Annotated in this window: 6 protein-coding genes; 3 read left to right on the forward strand and 3 right to left on the reverse strand. The window is 37.1% G+C overall.

Features of this window, described 5'->3' with window-relative positions; translation table 11 throughout:
* The first annotated feature begins 342 nt into the window (after nucleotides 1–342).
* Nucleotides 343–1,425, forward strand: a complete 1,083-nt coding sequence (dnaX, locus tag ACIQ32_RS10860) for a DNA polymerase III subunit gamma/tau (RefSeq protein WP_396195712.1) — start codon at nucleotides 343–345, stop codon at nucleotides 1,423–1,425.
* A 59-nt stretch (nucleotides 1,426–1,484) separates the two neighbouring features.
* Nucleotides 1,485–2,228 (forward strand): DNA polymerase III subunit gamma/tau, encoded by a 744-nt coding sequence (locus tag ACIQ32_RS10865; protein WP_396195713.1) that lies wholly within the window; start codon nucleotides 1,485–1,487, stop codon nucleotides 2,226–2,228.
* Here the strand turns inward: ACIQ32_RS10865 and ACIQ32_RS10870 are convergent.
* The 3 genes from ACIQ32_RS10870 to ACIQ32_RS10880 are packed head-to-tail and all read right to left on the reverse strand — an operon-like array spanning nucleotide 2,225 to nucleotide 5,744.
* A complete protein-coding gene (locus ACIQ32_RS10870; RefSeq protein ID WP_396195714.1) occupies nucleotides 2,225–3,115 on the reverse strand; it encodes an exopolyphosphatase in 891 nt (296 codons plus the stop codon). The two genes, ACIQ32_RS10865 and ACIQ32_RS10870, sit on opposite strands and share 4 nt — an antisense overlap.
* A 7-nt stretch (nucleotides 3,116–3,122) precedes the next feature.
* Entirely contained in the window at nucleotides 3,123–5,255 is a 2,133-nt protein-coding gene (ppk1, locus tag ACIQ32_RS10875) for a polyphosphate kinase 1 (protein ID WP_396195715.1), read from the reverse strand.
* 6 nt (nucleotides 5,256–5,261) lie between these two features.
* Nucleotides 5,262–5,744: a SixA phosphatase family protein gene (locus ACIQ32_RS10880; RefSeq protein WP_396195716.1), complete on the reverse strand. Its 483-nt coding sequence runs from the start codon at nucleotides 5,742–5,744 to the stop codon at nucleotides 5,262–5,264.
* Nucleotides 5,745–6,364: 620 nt separating this feature from the next.
* On the opposite strand from ACIQ32_RS10880, the gene ACIQ32_RS10885 reads away from it, so the two are divergent.
* Nucleotides 6,365–6,910, forward strand: a complete 546-nt coding sequence (locus tag ACIQ32_RS10885; protein WP_396195717.1) for a hypothetical protein — start codon at nucleotides 6,365–6,367, stop codon at nucleotides 6,908–6,910.
* Nucleotides 6,911–6,989 lie beyond the last annotated feature (79 nt).

Genomic DNA, 6,989 nt, shown 5'->3' on the forward strand with positions numbered 1-6,989 from the left:
ACAACGGACGAGTAGCCCTTAAATGCCGATATACTTGGAATTTCACCGCATAGAGTTTACCTGGTTTCACTACAGCCTTACCTGTACATACTTTCTGTTGCACTTGTCCTTCTCGTCCCAAAAGACGAGAGACGGGCGTTACCCGCTATGCTACTCTGTGGTGTCCGGACTTTCCTCCCTCTCGTCTGCTAAGACGAGAGAGCGATAAGGCGGTCTGCGGGGCAAAGATAGGGATTTGAGATTGAAGATTGGTGATTGAAGATTTGAGATTTGGTTATTTTTAGAATTTGGTGCTTGGCATTTGAAATTTTTAAATCTATATTTGTAATCCTATAAAAATCTATGGAACAATTTGTAGTATCAGCCCGTAAGTATCGTCCGCAAACGTTTAAAGACGTTGTGGGACAACAGGCTATTACCAATACGTTACTCAATGCCATAGAGAACAACCACTTGGCTTCTGCCCTGTTGTTTACCGGTCCGCGTGGTGTGGGTAAAACCACTTGTGCGCGTATTTTGGCCCGAAAAATCAACCAACCCGGTTATGACGACCCAAATGAGGATTTTGCTTTCAATGTATTTGAATTGGATGCGGCTTCTAATAACTCGGTTGACGACATCAGGAATTTGATTGACCAAGTTAGAATCCCGCCACAAACCGGACAATATAAAGTGTACATCATCGACGAGGTACACATGTTGTCGTCGGCTGCTTTCAATGCGTTTTTGAAAACTTTGGAAGAACCGCCGAAACATGCCATATTCATCTTGGCTACGACGGAAAAACACAAAATCATTCCAACCATATTATCGCGTTGTCAGATTTTTGATTTCAAACGCATTACGGTGAAAGACGCTAAAGAGCATTTGGCAGAAGTTGCAGCGAGTCAGGGCGTACAATTTGAAGACGATGCCTTGCACATTATTGCACAAAAAGCCGATGGTGCTATGCGTGATGCATTGTCGATTTTTGACAGAGTGGTTTCGTTTTGCGGTACCAACTTAACACGTCAAGCCGTAACGGAAAATTTGAATGTATTAGATTACGAGACGTATATCAATATGACCGATTTGTTATTGGAGAACAAAATCCCGGAAGTGTTATTGGCCTACAACGAGATTTTGTCCAAAGGCTTTGACGGTCATCATTTTATAGCCGGTCTGGCCTCGCATTTCAGAGATTTGTTAGTGGCCAAAAATATCGCTACGCATTCTTTAATGGAAATGGGTGAAGCTGCACAAGCGTTATACCAACAGCAATCTCAAAAAACCAATCAAGAGTTCTTACTGAAAGGTATTGATTTGGCCAACGATTGTGATTTGAAATACAAAACTTCCCAAAACCAACGCTTGTTGGTAGAACTTACCTTAATGCAAATTGCCTCTATCACTTTTGATGGAGAAAAAAAAAAGCTGACTTCATAATTCCGCCAACGTATTACCGCAATAATAGTTATTCCATTACAGAAGTACAAAGTACGAAGTTGGAAGTACGAAGTGATGAAAACAAAGTTGCACTACCGACAACCGACAACCGACAACCGACAACCAACAACGAAGAAGTACAAAGTACGAAGTTGGAAGTACGAAGTGTGGAAACTCTTGTATTAGAGGAGAAGGTAGAAAGAACAACGCAGAGCGCGGAACAACTGACAACTGACAACCGACAACCGACAACCAACAACGAAGAAGTACAAAGTACGAAGTTGGAAGTACAAAGTGATGAAAACAAAGTTGCACTACCGACAACCGACAACCGACAACCGACAACCAAAATCTCGGCACTTTCTTTAGCCAGTATCCGAGCCAAAAAAGAAATGGCGGAAGCGCAGAAATCAGTAGTCAAAGAAACGCAGCATTTACCTAATGAACCCTTTACTGAAACCGAAATGTTGGAGCAATGGTTGAAATATGCCCAACGTATGGAAGACAAAGGCTATCGCATTATAGCTTCATTGTTAACCATAAACGATCCGATTTTAGAAGGCGCTACCATTATTCATGAGTTGCCTAATGAAAGTTCCAAGATTGATTTTGAAAAAGAAAGACCGGAATTATTGGGGTATTTACGCGGCAAATTGCACAACCACGACATCCAAATTGTGGTGAAGGTGAATGAAACTTTGGTGGTGAAAAAAGCGTTTACCAACCAAGACAAATACAATCGTTTGGTAGAAATCAATCCGAATTTAGAGGTTTTGAAAAAAATGTTCGACTTAGATGTTTAAAGCGTTCCTTGGTACATAGCTTTAACGATACCATCGGCCAAACCAATTTTCGGCACAAACAATTGGCGTGCGCCACTCCATTTCATTGCATTTAAATACACTCGTGTAGCCGGTATGATTACGTCGGCACGGTCGGTATTCAAAGCCAACTCGGCAATTCTTTGTTCGTAGGTTAGCGAACTCAAATATTGGTATTGCGCATTTAAGTACAAGTAAGACAAGGGTTTGTCTTGCATTTTCCCCGACAATTTGAACAACTTATTGATATTACCGCCTGAACCGATTAGGATTACATTGTCATAGGGCTGGGTTTGGGTTTTGATCCATTTTTCAATTTCCTCCCAAACGATATCGGTGACCATATTGTTGAGCAAACGAACGGTGCCAATTTTGAAGGATTTCGAGGCTATCATTTTACCATCGGCAAAGAGTGAAAATTCGGTGCTTCCGCCACCTACATCCACATATAAATACGTTTGATCAGTTTTTAAGAACGAATGCAAATCGGAACTGGCTATGATAGTAGCTTCGATTTTGCCGTCGATGATATCAATGTCGATATCGCATTGGTCTTTGATAATTTGGGTAACTTCTTTTCCGTTATAAGCTTCACGCATGGCCGAAGTAGCGCAAGCTTTGTACTTTTCCACTTTATATACTTTCATTAAAAGTTTGAAAGCCTTCATGGCATCAACCATACGGTTAATGTTTTCCTCAGAGATTTCGCCCACGGTAAAGGCATCTTGACCTAAACGAATAGGCACTCGAATCAATGCACTTTTATTGAATTGCGTTTCTTTGTCTTTTTGTTCAACTATATTAGTAATGAGCAATCGCATGGCGTTGGAACCAATATCGATAGCAGCATATTTTTTAATAGATATCATGGAGCTTTTAAGTAATTTTATTTTTGGCAGGTAATTCACAAAAATCCAAACGATCTCTGTAATAATTATAGGTTTCAAATTGGGCTCTGAACACCGGTTCATCTTCTTTGCGAACTCTGTATTTATTATCAAATTTTTCCGAATGGAATCGGGCTTTTACGTTGCCTTTCCATCCTACATTAAACGTATCTATGATTTGCTTTTTAATCTCTTCATCATAAATCGGACAAGTCACTTCCACTCGACCATCTAAATTCCTGGTCATAAAATCGGCAGAGGAAATAAACACTTCCGGGTTGTCATCATTACAAAAAATATAGCAACGGGTATGTTCTAACAGATAATCTACTATACTGATGGCTTCAATGTTTTCGCTCATGCCTTTTACCCCGGGAATTAAAGAACAAATTCCTCTTACTTGCAACTTGATCTTAACTCCGGCATTACTGGCTTCATAAAGTTTGTCTATCATAGCGTTATCGGAAAGACTGTTCATCTTTAGATTGATATAAGCAGTGCGACCGGCAATAGCGTTGTTAATTTCGCGATCGATGAGTTTGTAAAACTTGGAACGGGTATAATGGGGTGAAACAATTAAATGTTTGTAGCGATGAATACGATAATTGACATCAAAAAAATCGAAAATTTTAGAAACATCTTTTAGGATTTGTTGGTGACTGGTAAACAATGTCAAATCGGTATAAATTTTAGCGGTAGTTTCGTTGAAATTACCGGTGGAAATAAAACCGTAACGCTTCACTTTTCCCTCTTCTATTCTATCTATGACACATATTTTACTGTGCACCTTCAGGCCTTTGATTCCAAAAATCAATTCGATTCCTTCTTGTTGCATTTGTTCAGCATAAGAAATGTTACTCGCTTCGTCAAATCGCGCTTGTAATTCGATTTGAACGGTAACTTTTTTTCCGTTTTTGGCAGCATTGATAAGCGAACTTACTATTTGTGAATTCTTGGCCAAACGGTATAAAGTGATTTTTATAGTAGTCACTTTGGGATCCAAGGCCGCTTCTCTCAAAAATTTAATCAGATAAGAAAACGACTGAAATGGTGCATTGATCAGGTAATCTTTTTGGGCAATTCTGTTCAAAATACTGCCATCAAGTGACAATCCATCTACTGGTAGCGGTGTTTTGGGTTGGTACAACAAATCGTATCTGCCCAAATTTGGAAAATTCATATAGTCGCGGCGGTTGTGGTATCTTCCGCCCGGAATGATTCCGTCGGTAGCGTTGATTCCCATTTTATCCAAGAAGAACTTGAGTGTATCTTTTCCAATAGATTGATCATACACAAATCGAACAGGTTCTCCAATTCTGCGGTCTTTTACAGAAGTAGCGATTTTTTCTAACATGCTTTTGCTCATATCGCTATCAATATCCAGCTGAGCATCTCTGGTAATTTTTATCATGTGAGCCGATATGTTTTCGTACTCAAAGATGTTAAAAATACTGCTGAGATTGTAGCGAATCACGTCGTCGAGCAACATTAAATATTGCTTGCCCTCTTTCGGTGGTAATTCAACTATACGATTGGTGTTTTTGGGAATCTCTATAACCGCGTAACGGATTTCAGGTTTGGGCTTAACCAAACCTAACATCGAAGGTTTTTGTTCCGGTTTCATAACCAATTTTACGGCTAAATAGCCCGAAGTATCTTTTAAAAGTGGGAATTCGGCCAAGTCATTTAAGATGATGGTGACCAATTCAGGGCTGACTTTTTGGATAAAAAAATCTTTGACAAAATTTTCATGATCACCGGTAACTTCTGTTTCATCAATGATAATGATATTTTGCTTTACCAACTCTTCTTCAATCAGTCGCAATACACGCAAACTTTCCGCCTGTTGTTTGATTACAATCTCGGTAATATCTTTAACCAATTGTTGGGCTGAAATACCTCCCAAAATTTTTTCGCCGGAAATACCCAATAAGCTCAAACGCCGAACTGCGGCAAAACGAACCCGAAAAAATTCATCTAAATTATTAGAAAAAATACCGATAAATCTCAAACGCTCCAATAAGGGAACAGATTCATCCGCAGCTTCTTGTAATACTCTGGCGTTAAAAGCCAACCAACTTTTTTCTCGGTCTATATAACGATAATTATTGTCTGTACTCATATTCTATTATAAATCTTTGGGGAAAACTATGTTATTGGTTTTTCCTTTTGATATATCACTCCAATTAACTGTTTCAAAGCTCAATTGCACAAAACCGGCTGTTGGCACATTATCTATAAAAGTATTGCCAAATTTATTGACAAAATTTGTAATCGCCTCATTGTGTCCAAAAACAATTAAATGATTACAGTGATTGGGACAAGATTTTATAATTTCTTCCAATTTTCTGTGGTCGAAAGTGTATAGTTCATTTTTGAATTCGATGCTATCAATCGGAAAAGATAAATTTTGAGCAAAGATTGTAGCGGTTTCAGCAGCTCGTTTAGCAGCACTACTCCATACCAGAAATGATTTAGGGATTATATTTTTAATTCCTGAAGAAATTACATGAGCATCTTGTATTCCTCTATTCGTTAAAGGCCTGTCAAAATCATTTAAGGGAGCGGTCCAACTGGATTTGGCATGCCTAATTAAAAATAACTGTTTCATAGATTTGAAATACCATTTTTTGAAAGGTTAAATTTAAGGTATTTAAATATTAAATCGAAGAATTAATAAGACGGATTTAATAATATGCATCAAAATCAGGTTAAAATTGTTTGTTGCTTTCCTTTAAAGCATTTAGATTCAATTTCATTCTAATTAATATTTTTAGAAATATATGTTAAAAACATCTATTAGTTATAAACAAATAGATGTTAATTATTTTTGTAGTATTTAACCTTCCAAATTATCTGATAAATGCACTTTATCTATAAAATAATGCATTTTGTCGATTTTTTTTTTGGCTGTATGAAAAAAACAAATTACTTTCGAACTGTTAAAATATAATTAAACTAAAAAATTAACCCTTAAAACCCCAAATTTTATGTCAAAATTCAAAGAAAAAAACCCGCAAAAACAAGGCTCGAATTAAAAAAATGAAAGAAAAGTGTCATTTAATCGAGTTTTCTAGTTGTTTGTAGAGAAAATTGAGGTGCAATGAGCAAAGTATATAATTTAGCTCTCAATAGTATAACCCAAAATATTATAATCCTCACATGCCTACACACTCACTTCAAGCCCGAAATGCAAATTTTTCAAAAATTTATTCTACTAAAATTAATTGTATGAAATCAAAAATCATCATGATTATTGTGCTACTTATCAGCAGTTTAAATGCTGTTGCACAACGATTGTCCACCAGTGACAATACCGAAGAAACCTCGGTTCCTGTGTTAGAATTGGACGCTTTCTTGAGCGCTCCTTCTCAGACTGCCAGAGCTGCTGCTGTTTCAAATGTTACACTGCTTAACATGCAGAATGTAAAAGAGTTGGTTTACAATACCCAACCTTCCATCTACTATACTGGAGGTGTTGTAAAAGTATTTGGAGACAAACCGCGTAATTTATTTACAGATGTAAACTCAATTGCCGGTTTAAACAATTCCATTACATTAAAAAACAACATTGAAATTGTAATAGTGAATTTGGATAATCCAAATCAATTGAACACTCCAATCAATCTAAGTCAACTTTCGGAATTTAAAAACCTAAAATACATTTATATCATTACCACTTTTGATGTAAGTAATGATGCTATTGCTAACTTAATTCAAGGCGATAGCGAAAAGTATATGGTTTTTTATAAAGTTCAGAAAGGCGATAACAATTAACCCAAATTGGTAAAAATAACTATTATGAAGAATTTATACATAAACACCTCCAACACGAAGCTTAATTACTTGATTGTGA

Origin of the sequence: Flavobacterium sp., assembly GCF_044373165.1 — a bacterium.
In the GTDB taxonomy this organism is placed as follows: Bacteria; Bacteroidota; Bacteroidia; order Flavobacteriales; family Flavobacteriaceae; genus Flavobacterium.